Raw genomic sequence first — 1,270 nt, 5'->3', positions numbered from 1 at the left:
TATGAGACTGGCAACTATCAAGTGGAACGATACGGAGATGGCCGGCATCGTAGCCAAGAACGGCATTCTTCCCATCCGCGCCCTGAACGCGGCTAAGGGCACCGCGTGGAGGACCGATATGCTGTCCCTGATCCAGGAGCAGCAGATCCCCGGCCTGACCGCCTGGTATAACGCCGGCGGTAAGGAGGAGCTGGAGTCCATCCCCGGCCTTGTCCCCGCTGACCAGGTGGTCTATGCCCCCCTGTACCGCAACCCGAAGCGGATCTTCGGCATCGGGCTGAACTATGTGGACCATGCCGGCGACATCGGCTCTGCCGCCCCCACCGGGTTCCCCGGCAGCTTCTTTAAGATGGCTGACACTCTGATTGGCCCCGCTGATGAAATCAAGCTTCCTACCCTGAAGGAAGCCCAGAAGACTACCGCCGAGGCGGAGCTGGGGATCATTATGGGCAAGGACTGCCGCGATGTGTCCGAGGAGAACTGGCAGGACGCCATCGTGGGCTATACCACCATCCTGGACATGACCGAGGAGTCCATCCTGAAGGGCAACGACTATGTCAGCGGCAACCCCCGCTACCTGTGTATCGTGAAAAACTTCCCCACCTTTTTCTCCTTCGGTCCCCAGCTGGTCACACCCGATGAGGTGCCTGATGTGCTGAAGCTGGAGGTCCAGTCCGTGCGCAACGGCGAGGTATACGCCAAAAATCTGGTGAGCAACATGACCCACCGTCCGGCCCGGCTGGTGTCCCTGCACAGCAGCATCCAGGGCTGGTACGCCGGCGACATTCTGTCCACCGGCACCCCCCGCGCCTTTGAAATCAACGACGGGGACATGGCCGAGTGCCGGATCTACGGTCCCGACGGCTTTGAGATGGAACCCCTGGTGAACCCCGTTGTAGACTTGAAGAAGCACCCTGAGAAAGCCTGAATCTGTACTTAAGTATTGCCAATTCTGTAAGGAGGATGAAACCCATGAAAGCCACCTTTGTTTTAACTCCCGCTGAGGCCCGCCGTCTGATCGCCAAGACGGTCATCCAGATGCCTGAATTCCAGAAGGCATGGAAGGAGGCCTATGTGCTGCTGGCCGGCGGCACCACCAACGCCTTCATCGCCCAGGAACTGCTGGGCGATAAGTCCATCGAGCCCGGACTGTGCACGGTGGGCAACAGCACCGATGGAATGCTCTGCGTCACTGAGCCCTCCAGCCGCAAGAGCTTCCCCAACGTATTCTATAAGGGACAGCCTGTGGATAAGAAGATCGACGAGGCCC

1 protein-coding gene and 1 pseudogene are annotated in these 1,270 nt (G+C 59.4%); both read left to right on the top strand.

The genetic code is table 11. From position 1 onward, the window contains the following. On the top strand, window positions 1-928 hold a 928-nt coding region (locus tag ACEVJK_RS14410), incomplete at its 5' end, for a fumarylacetoacetate hydrolase family protein (protein WP_374740900.1). Window positions 929-972: 44 nt separating this feature from the next. Continuing rightward, a pseudogene (locus tag ACEVJK_RS14405) lies at window positions 973-1,270 on the top strand (hypothetical protein); the annotation flags it as partial.

The organism is Flintibacter sp. P01028 (assembly GCF_041925235.1).
Taxonomy (GTDB): Bacteria; Bacillota; Clostridia; order Oscillospirales; family Oscillospiraceae; genus Lawsonibacter; species Lawsonibacter aceti.
This window is presented reverse-complemented; position numbering and strand designations above follow the sequence as displayed.